Origin of the sequence: Mycobacterium paraense, assembly GCF_002101815.1 — a bacterium.
Lineage (GTDB): Bacteria > Actinomycetota > Actinomycetes > Mycobacteriales > Mycobacteriaceae > Mycobacterium > Mycobacterium paraense.
In genome coordinates this window covers 20,200-34,169 of the sequence record NZ_LQPM01000024.1, presented here as the reverse complement: position 1 = coordinate 34,169, position 13,970 = coordinate 20,200, and the positions used below count along the sequence as shown (strand labels likewise).

Sequence of the window (13,970 nt, the reverse complement as noted above, 5' to 3'; positions counted from 1 at the left end):
TCACAGAATTAACATTGGCATCATTGCCACCACTGCCGGAAACGAGATTAGTTCCGTCCCCGCGGGGTAGCCGCATCAGGGAATCGCGTCGAAGGGAGTTATCGATGGAACGCGGCAGCGCCAAGCACAGCCCACGCGAAGACGAGGAATTGAAGCACGAATTGAGCGGAACGGTGCGCGGAAACAGGTCGAGTCGCGCCGAGGAATGGCGCGACCCGGAGCCGCCGGCCGACGACGACCCGGACGTTCCGACCGCCGGTCCGGCGAACCGCGAATCGTAGCCGGCGGGTAATGCACAAGGACGAAAGGACCTCTCACCCATGGGTTTTGCGGCGCAACAACAAGAAGTTCCGGGCGTGCAGTCGCACATGGACCCCGTCCCCGATTGCGGCGAAACCAGCTACACGGGCTCGGGAAAGCTCACCGGCAAAAAGGCGATCATCACCGGCGGCGACAGCGGCATAGGCCGCGCCGTCGCCATCGCCTTCGCGCGTGAGGGCGCCGACGTACTGGTCTCCTACCTCAACGAGGACGACGACGCGCGCGACGTCGCCCGCTATGTCGAGGACGCCGGCCGTAAGTGCGTGCTGGTGCGCGGCGACCTGTCCGACGCGGCCCACTGCCGCGCCGTGGTGCGGCGGGCGGTCGAGGAGTTCGGCGGCGTCGACATCCTGGTCAACAACGCGGCCTTCCAGATGATGCACAAGACCCTCGAGGAGATCAGTGACGAGGAGTGGGAGTACACCTTCCGGCTCAACGTCGGCGCCTACTTCCACCTCGCCAAAGCGGCCCTGCCGCACATGAAGCCGGGCTCGTCGATCATCGGCAGCTCGTCGGTGAACTCCGATACGCCCAACCCCACCCTGGCGCCCTACGCGGCGACCAAGGCGGCCATCGCCAACTTCTCGGCGAGCCTCGCCCAGCTGCTGGGCGACAAGGGAATCCGGGTCAACAGCGTGGCGCCGGGACCGATATGGACGCCGCTGATCCCGTCGACCATGCCGCCGGACAGCGTGGAATCGTTCGGGGACAACGTGCCGCTGGGCCGGGCGGGGCAGCCGGCCGAGCTGGCCCCCATCTACGTGCTGCTGGCCTCCGACGACGCGAGCTACATCTCGGGCGCGCGCGTCGCCGTGACGGGCGGGCGGCCAATCCTGTAGCGCGCGAACCGATCAGGAGCCGCGGTTCTCGCCCAGCTCCTCGACGATCGGGCTCCCGGGGGCCGACTTGCCGGCGTCGTCCTGGTCATCGGCGATCGTTACCGACGCGGCGACCTGACCGACGTTGGTGTAGGTCTCGGGTGGGATGCCGCGCAACGCGCGGACGGTCTGCTCGTCGCAGCCGTTGCGGTCGGCGGCATCCAGCAGGTCCTGCTTGTTCGCCGGAAAGTCCACGTCGTTGAGGCACTTTCGGAGTTCACTACGGGTAGTAGACGCGACCATGGCTGTCGGGGTGCCCAGCGCGTCGCGACCTAAACGCCGTCAGCGGCCGCGCACCCGCCGGTTCTGCTTCTTGATCGCGTCGACGAGCTCCGCCTTGTTCATCGTCGAGCGGCCGCGCACCTCGAGCCGGCGCGCCACGTCGAGCAGATGCTTCTTGCTGGCGTTGGCGTCGACGCCCTCGGCCGAACGACCGGTGTTGCGCGGGCCGCCGCCCTCGGCCAGCTCGTCCGACGGGCCCTTGCGTTCCTTGGGCTCCCAGTGGTCGCCGACCTTTTCGAAGCTGTGCTTGAGCGCCGAGTAGGCCACCCGGTGGGCGCGTTCCTCGCTGCCGTATTCCTCGGCGGCCGAGTCGTGGGTCTTGGCGAACGTGCGTTGCGCTTTGGCGTTGGAGCGCTGCAGGGTGCTCGGCAATTCGCTCTTCTTGGCCGCGCCGCCCTTCGTCGTCTTCGGCATGAATCCTCCTTGTGTGTCAGCCCTCGGCCAGCTGCTGGGCCCGCGCGTAGGCCAGCTGCAAGAAATCGGCGCCGGCCAGGGCGGTGAAGGTGCCCGCGATCAACCGCGTCGGTCTCGGCGCGAAGATCAACCCGATCACGAACGCGGTGGCCACCCACATGTCGAGGCAGAAGGGGCAGGTCAACAACTCACCCAGGCTGTGGCGCAGCGCGCTGCTGTGCCGCGTTTCCTCCATCACCTCGGCCGGGCCGCCGGAGCCCTTGTAGCGCGCGAACGGCGCCCGCAGCGGGCTGGTCACGGCGTCCTTGGAGACGGTGCGTGACAGCTTGTGGGTGCCGATGGTAACGGTCAGAAGGTCCTGGACACTCCAGCGTTCGGGCAACTTGCGCCCGGTGGCCGCGGCGATCACGGCGGTCAGGGTGACCAGGGCGCCGTAGATCGCGAGGACCACGGTGTAGCCCTCAAGCGGGCGGGGGTTGTCGCCGCGGTACGCGTCGGCTTCCTGCCGCGCGCGCTCGGCCACTCCCTGGGTCATTTCGGTTGCATCGCCCATCGGCGCTCCTTCACGTCTGGATCCCCTGTGGGTTACCCCGTTGGGCGCCCGGGAACCACACCGGCGAGGGTGCGCAGCCAGGCGCCCCCGATATGTCAGGATCGCTGACATGGGTCAGGCCGAAGACGCTCCGCTGGGTTACCTGTTGTACCGGGTGGGAGCCGTCCTGCGGCCGGAGGTTGCCACGGTGCTGGGTCCGCTCGGGCTGACGCTGCCCGAATTCGTCTGCCTGCGCATCCTTTCGATGCACCCGGGCATGTCGAGCGCCGAATTGTCCCGGCACACCAACGTCACACCGCAGGCGATGAACACCGTCCTGCGCGGGCTGGAAGACGTCGGGGCCGTGGAACGGCCCGCGTCGGTCTCGTCCGGCCGGGCGCTACCGGCGACGCTGACCGGTCAGGGCCGCGCGCTGCTGAAGCGCGCGGAGGCCGCGGTCCGGGTCGCCGATGCCCGGATCCTGGGCAAGCTGACCGACGCGCAACAGCGCGAGTTCAAACGCATGCTGGAGAAGCTCGGATCCGACGGCTGATCATCCTGCGTGGATGCGGGCCCAGGGCCGGGCCTCCTCGAGCTCGTAGGCGAGTTCCAGCAGCGTCGATTCCTGGCCCAGGTCGGCCGACAGCATCATGCCGACCGGCATGCCGTCGGCGGATTGCGCCAGCGGCAGCGAGATCGCGGGCTCGCCGGTGACGTTTTGCAGCGGGGTGAACGCCACCCAGTCGATGAGGCGGTCCATCACCTGCCGATAGTCGGCGGGGGCCAGGTGCCCGATCCGCGGCGTCTGGTCGGCGAGCGTCGGCGTGAGCACCGCGTCGTACGTGCGGAAGAATTCCGCGGTGCGCCGCCGCAGCCTGCGCAGGCGCACGATCGCCAGCGGCAGCCGGTGCAGGTTGCGCCCGCTGTGCCGCTCCAGGCCGAGCGTCAGGGCGTCCAGCCGGGTGCGGTCGAACGAGTCACCGAAGAGCCTGCGCCCCCCGCGGACCTGCGCGAAAGCCAAAAAGCCCCAGTACAGGACGAAATCGTCGACGAAGCTGGCCGGCACGGGGGGTTCGTCGAGGTGTTCGACGCGGTGACCGAGCTCCTCGAGCAGGGCCGCCGCCTTCAGCGTCAGCTCGCGCACCTCGGGGCTGGACTCGCGCTGGACCGACCGGGTAAGCACCGCGATCGTCAGCCTGCGCCTGCCCGGCCTCGTGACGTCCCCGACGGGCGCCAGTTTGGGGTTGCGCCAGCTCCGCTCGGCCTCGCGGTAGAAGGCGGCGGTGTCGCGCACGGACCGGGTCAGCACGCCGTTGGCGACGATGCCGACGGGCATGCGGCGGTGGGCCGGGTCCAGCGGCAACCGGCCGCGCGAGGGCTTGAGCCCGACCAGCCCGTTGCAGGCGGCGGGGATGCGGATCGACCCGCCGCCGTCGTTGGCGTGGGCGATCGGGACCACGCCGGCGGCGACGAAGGCGCCGGAGCCCGACGACGAGGCGCCCGCGGTGCGCTCGACGTCCCAGGGGTTACGCACCGGTCCCAGCCGCGGGTGTTCGGCCGACGCGCTGAAGCCGAACTCCGACAACTGCGTCTTGCCGAGCGAGGTCAGCCCGGTGCCGAGGAACACCTCGGTGACCACGCTGTTGGCCCGCGCCTCGAACGGCGTCCACGCGTCGGCGCCGTGCATGCTCGGCTGGCCGGCGACGTCGACGTTGTCCTTGACGAACGTCGGGACGCCGGCGAAGAAACCGCGTGCCGGTTCGGCCGCCCTCGCCTGCTCGAACCCGTTGTAGGCCAGGCCGTTGAGGGCAGGGTTGACGGCTTCGGTCCGGGCGATGGCGGCCTCGATGACCTCGGCTAGGCCGACCGTCCCCGCCCGGAGGGCGTCGGCCAGTCCGACCGCGTCGAGATCACCGAGGGCATCGTCGCCGAAAGCGTGCACGCGTCGCATGACACGACGCTAGCCGCTCGCGTCCGCCGGTTAAGCCTGGCCCACCTCAAAGCGAACAAACCGCGTCACCGTCACCCCGGCCTCGTCGAGCAGGGCCTTGACGGTCTTCTTGTTGTCGGACACCGCCGGCTGCTCGAGCAGCACCGCGTCCTTGAAGAAGCCGTTGAGGCGGCCCTCGACGATCTTGGGCAGCGCCTGCTCGGGCTTGCCCTCGGCCTTGGCGGTCTCCTCGGCGATGCGCCGCTCGCTGGCCACCACGTCCTCGGGGACGTCGTCGCGGGACAGGTAGCGGGCCTTCAGCGCCGCGATCTGCAGCGCGACGGCGTGCGCCGCGTCCTGGCCCTCGCCCTCGAACTCGACCAGCACGCCCACCGCGGGCGGCAGGTCGGCCGCCCGCTTGTGCAGGTAGGTCTCGACGTTGCCGTCGAAGTACTGCACGCGGCGCAGCTCGAGCTTCTCGCCGATCTTCGCCGAGAGGTCGGCGATGGCCTGCTCGACGGTTGTGTCGCCGATCTTGGCGCCCTTGAGGGCGTCGACGTCGGTGGCCTTGGCAGCCAACGCGGCCTCGACGACCTGGTCGGCGAGCTTCTGGAACTCCGCGTTCTTGGCGACGAAGTCGGTCTCCGAGTTGAGCTCGATGAGCGCGCCGCCCTTGGCCGCGACCAGACCCTCGGCCGTGGCCCGCTCGGCGCGCTTGCCGACGTCCTTGGCGCCCTTGATCCGTAGTGCCTCAACAGCTTTGTCGAAGTCGCCGTCGCTTTCCGCCAGCGCGTTCTTGCAGTCGAGCATGCCGGCGCCGGTGAGTTCCCGAAGCCGCTTGACGTCGGCAGCGGTGAAATTCGCCAATGCTCAGCCTTCCTATGAGGATTCAGTGGTTGATTCGGGTGCGCCCGCAGCGGCGTCGGTGGGGGCGACGGTTGCTGTTGCTGTCGCCGAGGCCAGCAGCTCCTGCTCCCACTCGGCGAGGGGCTCGGCGGACTCCGCCTCGGGCTTGCCGTCGCCGCGGCCCAGCCCGGCGCGGGCCTGCAGGCCCTCGGCGACCGCGGAGGCGATCACCTTGGTCAGCAGGGCGGCGGAGCGGATCGCGTCGTCGTTGCCCGGGATCGGGTAGTCGACCTCGTCGGGGTCGCAGTTGGTGTCCAGGATCGCGATGACCGGGATGCCCAGCTTGCGAGCCTCGCCGACGGCGATGTGCTCCTTGTTGGTGTCGACGACCCAGATCGCCGACGGCACCTTGTTCATGTCGCGGATACCGCCGAGGCTGCGCTCCAGCTTGTTCTTCTCGCGGGTCAGGCCCAGGATTTCCTTCTTGGTGCGACCCTCGAAGCCGCCGGTCTGCTCCATCGCCTCGAGCTCCTTGAGGCGCTGCAGCCGCTTGTGCACGGTGGAGAAGTTGGTGAGCATGCCGCCCAGCCAGCGCTGGTTGACGTACGGCATGCCGACGCGGGTCGCCTCGGCCGCCACAGACTCCTGCGCCTGCTTCTTGGTGCCGACGAACAGCACCGTGCCTCCGTGGGCGACGGTCTCCTTGACGAACTCGTACGCCTTGTCGATGAAGGTCAGGGTCTGCTGCAGGTCGATGATGTAGATGCCGTTGCGGTCGGTGAAGATGAACCGCTTCATCTTGGGGTTCCAGCGACGGGTCTGATGCCCGAAGTGGGTGCCGCTGTCGAGCAGCTGCTTCATGGTTACGACAGCCATTGCCGCCATTCCTTTGTTGTCGGTTGTCGCCCGGCATCGGGTGAGGCCGGGCCCTGGCGCCTGCGGAATGCCGCACCCGTCCTGGATGTCCCGGACGGGACCGCACGGCAATCTCTTGGTTGCAGGCGCGCGAAGTCAGCCCGCTAACGAGCTGCGACCAGGAGTTTACACCGTCTCAGCAGGTGCTTTTTCCACAGCGGTGACTGGCGAGGTCGCGCGGGTCCCGCTGTACTCGCCAGGTGCGGCGGGCGATGCTCCTGATCCTGGCACTGCTGTGGGCCGCGCCTGCGCGGGCCGACGACGTGCGGCTGGAGTGGCCGCTGCGGCCGCCGCCGGCCTTGGACGGGCAAGCCCGCGGATTCGACGCCCCCTCCCCCGACTGGCAGCCCGGGCACCGGGGCGTGGACCTGCCGGGCTCCCCAGGTCAGCCGGTGTATGCGGCCGGCGCCGCGACCGTGGTGTTCGCCGGGCTGCTGGCCGGGCGGCCCGTGGTCTCGCTGGCGCATCCCGGGGGCCTGCGCACCAGCTACGAGCCGGTTCGGGCGACCGTGCGGGCCGGCCAGGCGGTGACGACCGGGACGGTGATCGGTTCGTTGGAGGCCGGGCACGCCGGCTGCCGGGCCGCGGCCTGCCTGCACTGGGGGGCGATGTGGGGGCCGGCGTCGGGCGCCCACTACGTCGACCCGCTGGGACTGTTGAAGGCGACACCGATCCGGCTCAAGCCGCTGAACCGGTGACCGTCGCACCAGCGGTCACACCCGCCACAGGAGCCTCTATTGGAAGCGGCACCCTTTGTGCCCGCCTCATAGCGACAAAACCAGATGGGACCGTGGCAGGCGGGAGTTGTCGCTGTGAGGCGGGCACAACGGGTGCCGCCGCTTCCAGAGACTGTTGTGAATTAAGTGACCGATGTGACCAGCGTGGCCTCAGGCCCGCGGGTGGGCCTGGTCGTGCACGGCGCGCAGCCGGGAGACCGCGACGTGGGTGTACAGCTGGGTGGTCGCCAGGCTGGAGTGGCCGAGCAGCTCCTGGACCACCCGCAGGTCGGCGCCGCCTTCCAGCAGGTGCGTGGCCGCGCTGTGCCGCAACCCGTGCGGCCCCATGTCGGGTGCGTCGTCCACCGCGGCGACGGTCTGGTGCACGACGGTGCGGGCCTGGCGGACGTCGAGCCGCCGGCCGCGCGCGCCCAGCAGCAACGCCGGCCCGGAGGCCGCGGTCGCCAGGGCGGGGCGCCCGTCGGCCAGCCACGCCGTCAGCGCCTCGGCGGCCGGCATCCCGAACGGCACGGTGCGCTGCTTGTTGCCCTTGCCGAGCACCCGCAACAGCCGATGGTGGGCGTCCACGTCGTCGAGGTCCAGGCCGCACAGCTCGCTGACCCGGATTCCGGTGGCGTACAGCAGCTCGACGATCAGCCGGTCCCGCAACGCCAGCGGATCCCCTTGCTGCGCACCGGATTTGGCGGCGGCCATCGCGTCGAGCGCCTGATCTTGGCGCAGCACCGACGGCAGGGTGCGGTGCGCCTTGGGCACCTGCAGCCGCGCGCCCGGATCCGTCGCGAGCAGGCCGCGCCGCGCCGCCCACGCGGTGAACGCCTTGATCGCCGAGGTGCGACGGGCCAACGTGGTGCGGGCCGCCCCGGCACCGGCGGCCGCGGCCAGCCACGCCCGCAGCACCGGCACGCTCAGCGCGTCCAGGCCCTCCCCGTTTCGATGGCCGTCGAGGAACGCCAGCAGCGAGCGCACGTCGCCCAGGTATGCCCGGCGGGTGTGCGCCGAGCGGCCGCATTGCAGGTCCAGGTACTGGTCGAATTCGTCGAGGATCGCCTCCACGCCTTTACGTTCGCAGGCGCCGGGGCCGGGGCTCAGGTGACGCGCCGGAGCGTGTCCGGGGTGAGATCTTTGCGCGCGGGATACCCGTCGACGGCCATGATCAGGTCGGCTTCGGCGAGGATCGCCCGCAGCACGTGCACGATGCCGTCGATGCCGCCGAGGGCCAGGCCGTAGGCGTACGGGCGGCCGATCCCGACCGCCGTCGCGCCCAGCGCGAGCGCCTTGATGACGTCGGCGCCGCTGCGGATGCCCGAGTCGAAGAGCACCGGCAGCCCGTCGGCGGCCTCCACCACCCCGGGCAGGCAGTCGATCGCGGGCAGGCCGCCGTTGGCCTGCCGGCCGCCGTGGTTGGAGCAGTAGATGCCGTCGACGCCGCCGTCCCTCGCGCGCCGGGCATCGTCGGGGTGGCAGATCCCCTTCACCAGCAGCGGCAGGTCGGTCAGCGAGCGCAGCCAGGGCAGGTCGTCCCACGTCAGGGCGTTTCCGAAGACCTGTACCCAGCGCAGCGTGGCGCCCTGCGGGTCCTCCTCGGGCGGTCGTGCCAGGCCGGCGCGGAAGACCGGGTCGCTGGTGTAGTTGGCCAGGCAGTGCCCGCGCAGCTGGGGGAAGTTCGACGTGCCCAGGTCGCGGGGGCGCCAGCCGGTGACCCAGGTGTCGAGGGTGACGACGATGCCCTTGAAGCCGGCGGCCTCGGCGCGCTGGACCAGGCTGGCCGCCAGCTCGCGATCGTTCGGCGTGTACAGCTGAAAGAAGCCGGGCGTGTCGCCCAGGGCGGCGGCGACGTCCTCCATCGGGTCGACCGTCAGGGTGGACGCCACCATCGGGACTCCGGTGCGCGCGGCCGCGCGCGCGGTGGCCAGGTCGCCGTGGCCGTCCTGGGCGCACAGGCCGATGACCCCGATCGGCGCCATGAAGACCGGCGACGGCAGGGTCATGCCGAACAGCTCGACGGACAGGTCGCGTTGAGCCGCACCGACGAACATGCGCGGGATCAGACCCCAACCCTCGAACGCGGTGCAGTTGGCGCGCTGGGTGCGCTCGTCGCCGGCCCCGCCCGCGACGTAGGACCAGACCGAGGGCGGCAGCGCCGTGGCCGCCTTGGCCTCCAGTTCGGCGAAGGCCATCGGCAGCGGCGGCACCACGCCGGACAGGCCCTGCAGGTAGATCTCGTTCTGGTAGTCGCCGAAGTGCGCCATGGTCTAGGCGCCCGACTCCGCCTCGGCCAGTTCCCTCTTCCACTGCCGGAACGTTTCCTCGGTGCGGCCGCGCCGCCAGTAACCCGAAATCGACGAGGCCCATTTTGCGTCCACGCCACGCTCGTTGCGGATGTAGGGACGCAGGTTGTGCATGACGGTTTGCGCCTCGCCGTGGATGAACACGTGCACCTGCCCGGGCAGCCACGGCGCGGTGGTGACCGCCTCGATGAGCGGCGCGAAATCCCCGGCGCGGTCCTCGGGCACCAGGTCGGCGCGGCCCCCGCGGTAGACCCAGCTCACCTCGACGTTCTCCGGCGCGGTCAGCGGGATTTCGTCTTCGGGGCCGGCGACCTCGATGAAGGCCTTGCCGACGGCGTTGGGCGGCAACGCTTCCAGCGCCACGGCGATGGCCGGAAGCGCCGCCTCGTCGCCGGCCAGCAGGTGCCAGTCGGCGGCCGGGTCGGGGGTGTAGGCGCCGCCGGGACCCATCAGATAGATCGGCTGACCGGGTTGGGCCGACGCCGCCCACGCGCCCGCGATCCCGTGCTCGCCATGCACCACGATGTCCAAGGTCAGCTCGCGGGTCGCGACGTCGACGTCGCGGACGGTCATGGTCCGCACCGAGGGCCTCTTCTCCGGCGGCAGGTCGTTGAAGCTGTCCAGCGTCAACGGCTGCGGCAGCCCGGCCACGTCGACGTCGTCGGCCACGAATGCCAGCTTGACGTAGGAGTCGGTGAATTTGCTCGGCGTGAAGGTGTCGAAATGACTGCTGCCGAGCACCACCCGGACCATGTGCCGGGTGAGTTGCTCGGTGCGGACAACTTCGAAGCTTTGCAAAGGTCGACCCGCCACTTGTCCTCCTGTCCAGACCCGACCCCCGTCGACTATACGAGCCGCGGGGCTCCGGGCCTCGGCGTGGCGGCCGGCGGCCCGGACGATGCGCCACCGCCCGTCGTCGGGGCGCGCCAACCCGGCCATCTCGAGCATGGCCAGCGGCCCCAGCACCTGGTGCGGCGGCAGCGCCGACGCGACGGCGATCTCGTCGATCGTGGCGGCGCCGCGGCCGGGCAGTGCCTCGTACACCCGGCGCTCGGCCTCGCCCAGCCCGTCGAGCGCCGTGCCGGGGTGCGACTGTTCGGGTGCCAGCTCACCGATGCGGCCGACCAGCTCGACGACGTCATCCGCCCGGGTGACCAGGTGCGCGCCCTGGCGCAGCAGCGCGTGGCAGCCCGCCGACGCCGACGACGTGACGGGTCCGGGCACCGCGGCCACCACCCGGCCCAGCGCCCGCGCCCAGGCGGCGGTGTTCGCCGCGCCGCTGCGCAGGCCGGCTTCCACCACCACCGCCGCCCCCGCGACGGCGGCGACCAGGCGGTTGCGGGTGAGAAACCGGTGCCGGGCCGGGCGGATACCGGGGGGATATTCGGTGAAGACCAGCCCGTGCTGGCCGATCCGATGCAGCAGCCCGGAATGACCCGCTGGATAGGGGATGTCGATCCCGCCGGCCAGCGCCGCGACGGTGATCCCGTCGCAGCTCAACGCCGCGCGGTGGGCCGCGCCGTCGATGCCGTACGCGCCGCCGGAGACCACCGCGACGTCCCGTTCGACCAGCCCGGCGGCCAGGTCGGCGGCCACCTGCTCGCCGTAGACCGTCGACGCCCGCGTTCCGACCACGGCGGCCGCGCGCTGAGCCACCTCGTCGAGGCGCGCCGGGCCCGTCGCCCACAACACCATCGGCGCCCCGCCGCGCGCCCTGACCTCGGCGGTCGCGAAGGCGGCGAAGGCGAGCAGCGGCCACTCGTCGCAGCCGGGGGTGATCAATCGCCCGCCGCGGTCGTCGAGCAGCTCGAGATCGGCAGCGGCACGGTCTATTTCGCGCCTGGCCTCGGTGTGCCGCGCCAGGTCGGCGTCGACCGCGCCGCGCCGGACCCGGTCGGCGGCCTCCACCGGGCCGACGCGTCGCACCAGCGCGTCGAGCGGCGGGCAGGGCGGCTCGGCCACCCGGGACAGGTAGGCCCACGCCAGCGACGCCGGATCGTTCATCGCCGCGCCCCCGGCTGCCGGAAGCTGAGCGCGGTGGCGACCTCGTCGAGCCCGGGAGCCGCCCGGCCGGCCAGGTCGGCCAGGCTCCATGCGACCCGCAGCGTGCGGTCCAGGCCGCGGATGCTGAGCAGCCCGCCGTCCAGCGCCCTGCGCAAGGGTTCCATCGCGGCGTTGCCGGGGCGAAACTTGCGCCGGAGCAGGGTCCCGCTGACTTCGGCGTTGGTCCGAAAGCCGTGTGGTTTCCAGCGCTCGGCGGCCGCGTCGCGGGCCGCCGCCACCCGCCGGCGCACCTGCGCCGTCGACTCGCCGTCGGTGACCGAGATCGCCCCGGCGCGCACCGCGTGCATCTGCACCCGCAGGTCGACCCGGTCCATCAGCGGCCCGGACAGCTTGCCCAGGTAGCGGCGTTTGGCCGCGGCCGCGCAGATGCAGTCCTGCGGATCGGCCGGCGCGCACGGGCACGGGTTGGCGGCCAGCACCAGCTGGAAGCGGGCGGGATAACAGGCCACGCCGTCGCGGCGCGCGAGGCGAATCTCCCCGTCCTCCAATGGTGTTCGCAACGCTTCCAGCGCGCTGACGCTGATCTCGGCGCATTCGTCGAGGAACAACACCCCGCGATGCGCCCGGCTGACGGCGCCGGGGCGGGCCAGTCCCGATCCGCCGCCGACGAGCGCCGCGACGCTGGAGCTGTGGTGCGGCGCCACGAACGGCGCCCGGGTGATCAGCGGGGTATCCGCCGCCAGCATCCCGGCCACCGAGTGAATCGCGGTCACCTCGAGGGACTCGGTCTCCGACAGCGGCGGCAACAATCCCGGAAGCCGTTGCGCCAGCATCGTTTTGCCGACTCCCGGCGGCCCCGTCAGCATGAGGTGATGCGCCCCGGCGGCCGCGACCTCCACCGCGAACCGCGCCTGGGCCTGTCCGATCACGTCGGCCAGGTCCGCCGCCGGCTCGGGGTCGGTGGCCACCGCGCCGATCCGGGGCTCCAGGCCGCCGGAGCCGTCGAGCCAGCGCGTCAGTTGCCGCAGCGTGCGCGCGCCCCAGACGTCGATCCCGTCGATCAGGCTGGCCTCGGCCAGGTTGTCCACCGGGACGACGGCGGCCGGCCACCCGTCGCGTTTGGCGGCCAGCACGGCCGGCAGCACCCCGCGCACCGGGCGCACCCGGCCGTCCAGCGACAGCTCGCCCAGCAGCACCGTCTTCTCCAGCCGCTCCCACGCATCCTTGCGCTGCGCGGAGAGCACGGCGGCGGCCAACGCGACGTCGTAGACCGACCCCATCTTCGGCAGCGTCGCCGGCGACAGCGCGAGCGTGAGCCGGGCCTGGGGCCAGTCGTTGCCGCAGTTGGTGACCGCCGCCCGCACCCGGTCCCGCGACTCCTGCAGTGCGGCGTCGGGCAGCCCGACGAGGTGCACGCCGGGCAGCCCGGAGCTGATGTAGGCCTCGATTTCCACGATCGCGCCGTCCAGCCCGCGCACGCCGACCGAGAACGCCCGCCCCAGCGCCATCAGCCGATCCCCCGCAGGTGGCTGATCTGCGGGGACTTCGGACCGACCCGCACGCCGATCACGTCGATGCGCAGCGCCGCCCACCGCCGGTCCTGGGCGGCCAGCCACAGCCCGGCCAGCCGGCGCAACCGCCAGACTTTGCGCGGGGTCACCGCGTGCGCCAGCCCGCCATAGCCGTCGCCGGTGCGGGTCTTCACCTCGACGAAGACCACAGTGCGGGTGGCGTCGTCGGCGGCGATCACGTCCAGCTCGCCATAGCGGCAGCGCCAGTTGCGGCCCAGGATCCGCAACCCCATCCGGGTCAGGTGATCCACGGCGAGCGCCTCGCCCATCGCGCCCAGCTGGATCCGCGTCATCGTCTTGTGGGTCGTCATGGGGGCCACGGTGCCTATGGACGGCGACAGGCCGGACCGCCGGGGCCGCCCGCGGCCCGCGCACGGACCGGGTTATCCCCAGTCGCGCGCCCATCCACAGCGATTACGTGACGCGCTCGGCCCTGGTGTAGATGTTCATCGAGTCCTCCCGCAGGAAGGCCACCAGCGTCAGCCCGGCGTCCTCGGCCAGCGAGACGGCCAGCGACGACGGGGCCGACACCGCGGCCAGCACGGGAACCCCCGCCATCACGGCCTTTTGCGTCAGCTCGAACGACGCGCGCCCGCTGACCAGCAGCACCGCGCCGGACAGCGGTATGCGCCGCCGTTCCAGCGCCCAGCCGATCACCTTGTCGACCGCGTTGTGCCTGCCGATGTCCTCGCGCACCACCAGCGCGCTGCCGTCGACGCCGAACAGGGCCGCCGCGTGCAGCCCGCCGGTGCTGTCGAAAACCTTTTGCGCGGAGCGAAGTTGGCCGGGCATGGCCTTCAGGGTGGTGGCGGCGACGGTGGCCGGATCCGCGCCGGGCGAGAAGCGCCCCGTCAGCCGCACCGCCTCCAGCGACGCCTTGCCGCACACCCCGCACGACGAGGTGGTGTAGAAGTTGCGGGTGACGTCCAGCCCGGGCGGTTCCACGCCGGGGGCCAGGGTCACGTCGACGACATTGTAGGTGTTGGCCCCATCCTCGCCGCGGCCGCCGCAGTAGCGGATGGTCAGCACGTCGTCGCGGCCGCCGATGACTCCCTCGGTCAGCAGAAACCCTTGCGCCAGTTCGAAATCCGAGCCGGGAGTGCGCATGGTCACCGTGACAGGCGCGCCGTTGACGCGGATCTCCAGCGGCTCCTCGACGGCCAGGGTTTCCGGTCGGGTGACGGCCCGATCGGCGGTGAGATGATGCGCGCGCCGACGCGCCGTCACGTGGCTCACCGGCGCCGGAACCTCA

The 13,970-nt window shown here is 71.5% G+C and carries 15 protein-coding genes and 2 pseudogenes; 4 read left to right on the top strand and 13 right to left on the bottom strand.

The window, feature by feature from the left end:
* Positions 1–104: 104 nt before the first annotated feature.
* On the top strand, positions 105–281 hold the full coding sequence (locus AWB89_RS27575; protein WP_169716608.1) for a hypothetical protein: 177 nt from the start codon (positions 105–107) through the stop codon (positions 279–281).
* A 39-nt stretch (positions 282–320) separates the two neighbouring features.
* Entirely contained in the window at positions 321–1,160 is an 840-nt protein-coding gene (locus tag AWB89_RS18730; RefSeq protein ID WP_085102601.1) for a glucose 1-dehydrogenase, read from the top strand.
* 12 nt (positions 1,161–1,172) lie between these two features.
* On the opposite strand, the gene AWB89_RS18725 is transcribed toward AWB89_RS18730, so the two are convergent.
* The 3 genes from AWB89_RS18725 to AWB89_RS18715 are packed head-to-tail and all read right to left on the bottom strand — an operon-like array spanning position 1,173 to position 2,448.
* Positions 1,173–1,442 carry a DUF2795 domain-containing protein gene (locus AWB89_RS18725; protein ID WP_085175718.1) on the bottom strand — a complete coding sequence of 90 codons (270 nt, stop codon included), beginning with the start codon at positions 1,440–1,442 and terminating at the stop codon, positions 1,173–1,175.
* Positions 1,443–1,481: 39 nt separating this feature from the next.
* Complete coding sequence (locus AWB89_RS18720; protein WP_085175716.1) at positions 1,482–1,895, bottom strand: ChaB family protein; 414 nt, start codon at positions 1,893–1,895, stop codon at positions 1,482–1,484.
* Positions 1,896–1,911: 16 nt separating this feature from the next.
* On the bottom strand, positions 1,912–2,448 hold the full coding sequence (locus tag AWB89_RS18715) for a DUF1360 domain-containing protein (protein ID WP_085175714.1): 537 nt from the start codon (positions 2,446–2,448) through the stop codon (positions 1,912–1,914).
* A gap of 109 nt (positions 2,449–2,557) precedes the next feature.
* On the opposite strand from AWB89_RS18715, the gene AWB89_RS18710 reads away from it, so the two are divergent.
* Positions 2,558–2,980 (top strand): MarR family winged helix-turn-helix transcriptional regulator, encoded by a 423-nt coding sequence (locus AWB89_RS18710; RefSeq protein WP_085102591.1) that lies wholly within the window; start codon positions 2,558–2,560, stop codon positions 2,978–2,980.
* Here the strand turns inward: AWB89_RS18710 and AWB89_RS18705 are convergent, their stop codons facing one another.
* From AWB89_RS18705 to rpsB, 3 genes are read right to left on the bottom strand one after another with little or no spacing between them, the layout of a single operon-like run.
* Positions 2,981–4,378, bottom strand: coding sequence for an amidase (locus AWB89_RS18705; RefSeq protein ID WP_085175712.1), 1,398 nt, complete (start codon positions 4,376–4,378; stop codon positions 2,981–2,983). It abuts the gene before it with no gap.
* Between the two features lie 30 nt (positions 4,379–4,408).
* A complete protein-coding gene (gene tsf, locus AWB89_RS18700) occupies positions 4,409–5,224 on the bottom strand; it encodes a translation elongation factor Ts (RefSeq protein WP_085102587.1) in 816 nt (271 codons plus the stop codon).
* Positions 5,225–5,236: 12 nt separating this feature from the next.
* Positions 5,237–6,079, bottom strand: a complete 843-nt coding sequence (gene rpsB, locus AWB89_RS18695; protein ID WP_085175710.1) for a 30S ribosomal protein S2 — start codon at positions 6,077–6,079, stop codon at positions 5,237–5,239.
* Positions 6,080–6,330: 251 nt separating this feature from the next.
* Between rpsB and AWB89_RS18690 the strand changes: the two are divergent.
* Positions 6,331–6,810: pseudogene (locus tag AWB89_RS18690) on the top strand (M23 family metallopeptidase); the annotation flags it as partial.
* A gap of 195 nt (positions 6,811–7,005) precedes the next feature.
* Here AWB89_RS18690 and AWB89_RS18685 read toward each other — a convergent pair.
* The 7 genes and pseudogenes from AWB89_RS18685 to fdhD all read right to left on the bottom strand — a co-directional run bounded on the left by AWB89_RS18685 (position 7,006) and on the right by fdhD (position 13,954).
* Positions 7,006–7,908 carry a tyrosine recombinase XerC gene (locus AWB89_RS18685; protein WP_085175708.1) on the bottom strand — a complete coding sequence of 301 codons (903 nt, stop codon included), beginning with the start codon at positions 7,906–7,908 and terminating at the stop codon, positions 7,006–7,008.
* 32 nt (positions 7,909–7,940) lie between these two features.
* Positions 7,941–9,104 (bottom strand): alpha-hydroxy-acid oxidizing protein, encoded by a 1,164-nt coding sequence (locus AWB89_RS18680; RefSeq protein ID WP_085175706.1) that lies wholly within the window; start codon positions 9,102–9,104, stop codon positions 7,941–7,943.
* 3 nt (positions 9,105–9,107) lie between these two features.
* Positions 9,108–9,956 carry a siderophore-interacting protein gene (locus tag AWB89_RS27660; protein WP_174627854.1) on the bottom strand — a complete coding sequence of 283 codons (849 nt, stop codon included), beginning with the start codon at positions 9,954–9,956 and terminating at the stop codon, positions 9,108–9,110.
* Positions 9,957–9,986: 30 nt separating this feature from the next.
* Positions 9,987–11,147, bottom strand: a pseudogene (gene dprA, locus AWB89_RS27655) (DNA-processing protein DprA); the annotation flags it as partial.
* The gene (locus tag AWB89_RS18670) at positions 11,144–12,655 is read right to left on the bottom strand and encodes a YifB family Mg chelatase-like AAA ATPase (RefSeq protein WP_085175702.1); all 1,512 of its coding nucleotides are present in this window, start codon (positions 12,653–12,655) and stop codon (positions 11,144–11,146) included. The gene AWB89_RS18670 and the pseudogene dprA, both read right to left, overlap by 4 nt.
* Positions 12,655–13,029, bottom strand: coding sequence for a YraN family protein (locus AWB89_RS18665; protein WP_085175700.1), 375 nt, complete (start codon positions 13,027–13,029; stop codon positions 12,655–12,657). The genes AWB89_RS18670 and AWB89_RS18665 overlap by 1 nt, the downstream gene beginning before the upstream one ends.
* Positions 13,030–13,132: 103 nt before the next feature.
* Complete coding sequence (gene fdhD / locus AWB89_RS18660; RefSeq protein ID WP_085175698.1) at positions 13,133–13,954, bottom strand: formate dehydrogenase accessory sulfurtransferase FdhD; 822 nt, start codon at positions 13,952–13,954, stop codon at positions 13,133–13,135.
* Positions 13,955–13,970 lie beyond the last annotated feature (16 nt).

What these genes read in the sequence shown, in the direction of transcription:
- AWB89_RS18680 (WP_085175706.1), bottom strand. Translation starts at nt 9,104, where the DNA reads ATGGCGCACTTCGGCGACTACCAGAACGAGATCTACCTGCAGGGCCTG.
- AWB89_RS18720 (WP_085175716.1), bottom strand. Translation starts at nt 1,895, where the DNA reads ATGCCGAAGACGACGAAGGGCGGCGCGGCCAAGAAGAGCGAATTGCCG.
- rpsB (WP_085175710.1), bottom strand. Translation starts at nt 6,079, where the DNA reads ATGGCTGTCGTAACCATGAAGCAGCTGCTCGACAGCGGCACCCACTTC.
- AWB89_RS18670 (WP_085175702.1), bottom strand. Translation starts at nt 12,655, where the DNA reads ATGGCGCTGGGGCGGGCGTTCTCGGTCGGCGTGCGCGGGCTGGACGGC.
- AWB89_RS27575 (WP_169716608.1), top strand. Translation starts at nt 105, where the DNA reads ATGGAACGCGGCAGCGCCAAGCACAGCCCACGCGAAGACGAGGAATTG.
- AWB89_RS18715 (WP_085175714.1), bottom strand. Translation starts at nt 2,448, where the DNA reads ATGGGCGATGCAACCGAAATGACCCAGGGAGTGGCCGAGCGCGCGCGG.
- AWB89_RS18705 (WP_085175712.1), bottom strand. Translation starts at nt 4,378, where the DNA reads ATGCGACGCGTGCACGCTTTCGGCGACGATGCCCTCGGTGATCTCGAC.
- AWB89_RS18665 (WP_085175700.1), bottom strand. Translation starts at nt 13,029, where the DNA reads ATGACGACCCACAAGACGATGACGCGGATCCAGCTGGGCGCGATGGGC.
- AWB89_RS18710 (WP_085102591.1), top strand. Translation starts at nt 2,558, where the DNA reads ATGGGTCAGGCCGAAGACGCTCCGCTGGGTTACCTGTTGTACCGGGTG.
- AWB89_RS18730 (WP_085102601.1), top strand. Translation starts at nt 321, where the DNA reads ATGGGTTTTGCGGCGCAACAACAAGAAGTTCCGGGCGTGCAGTCGCAC.
- AWB89_RS18725 (WP_085175718.1), bottom strand. Translation starts at nt 1,442, where the DNA reads ATGGTCGCGTCTACTACCCGTAGTGAACTCCGAAAGTGCCTCAACGAC.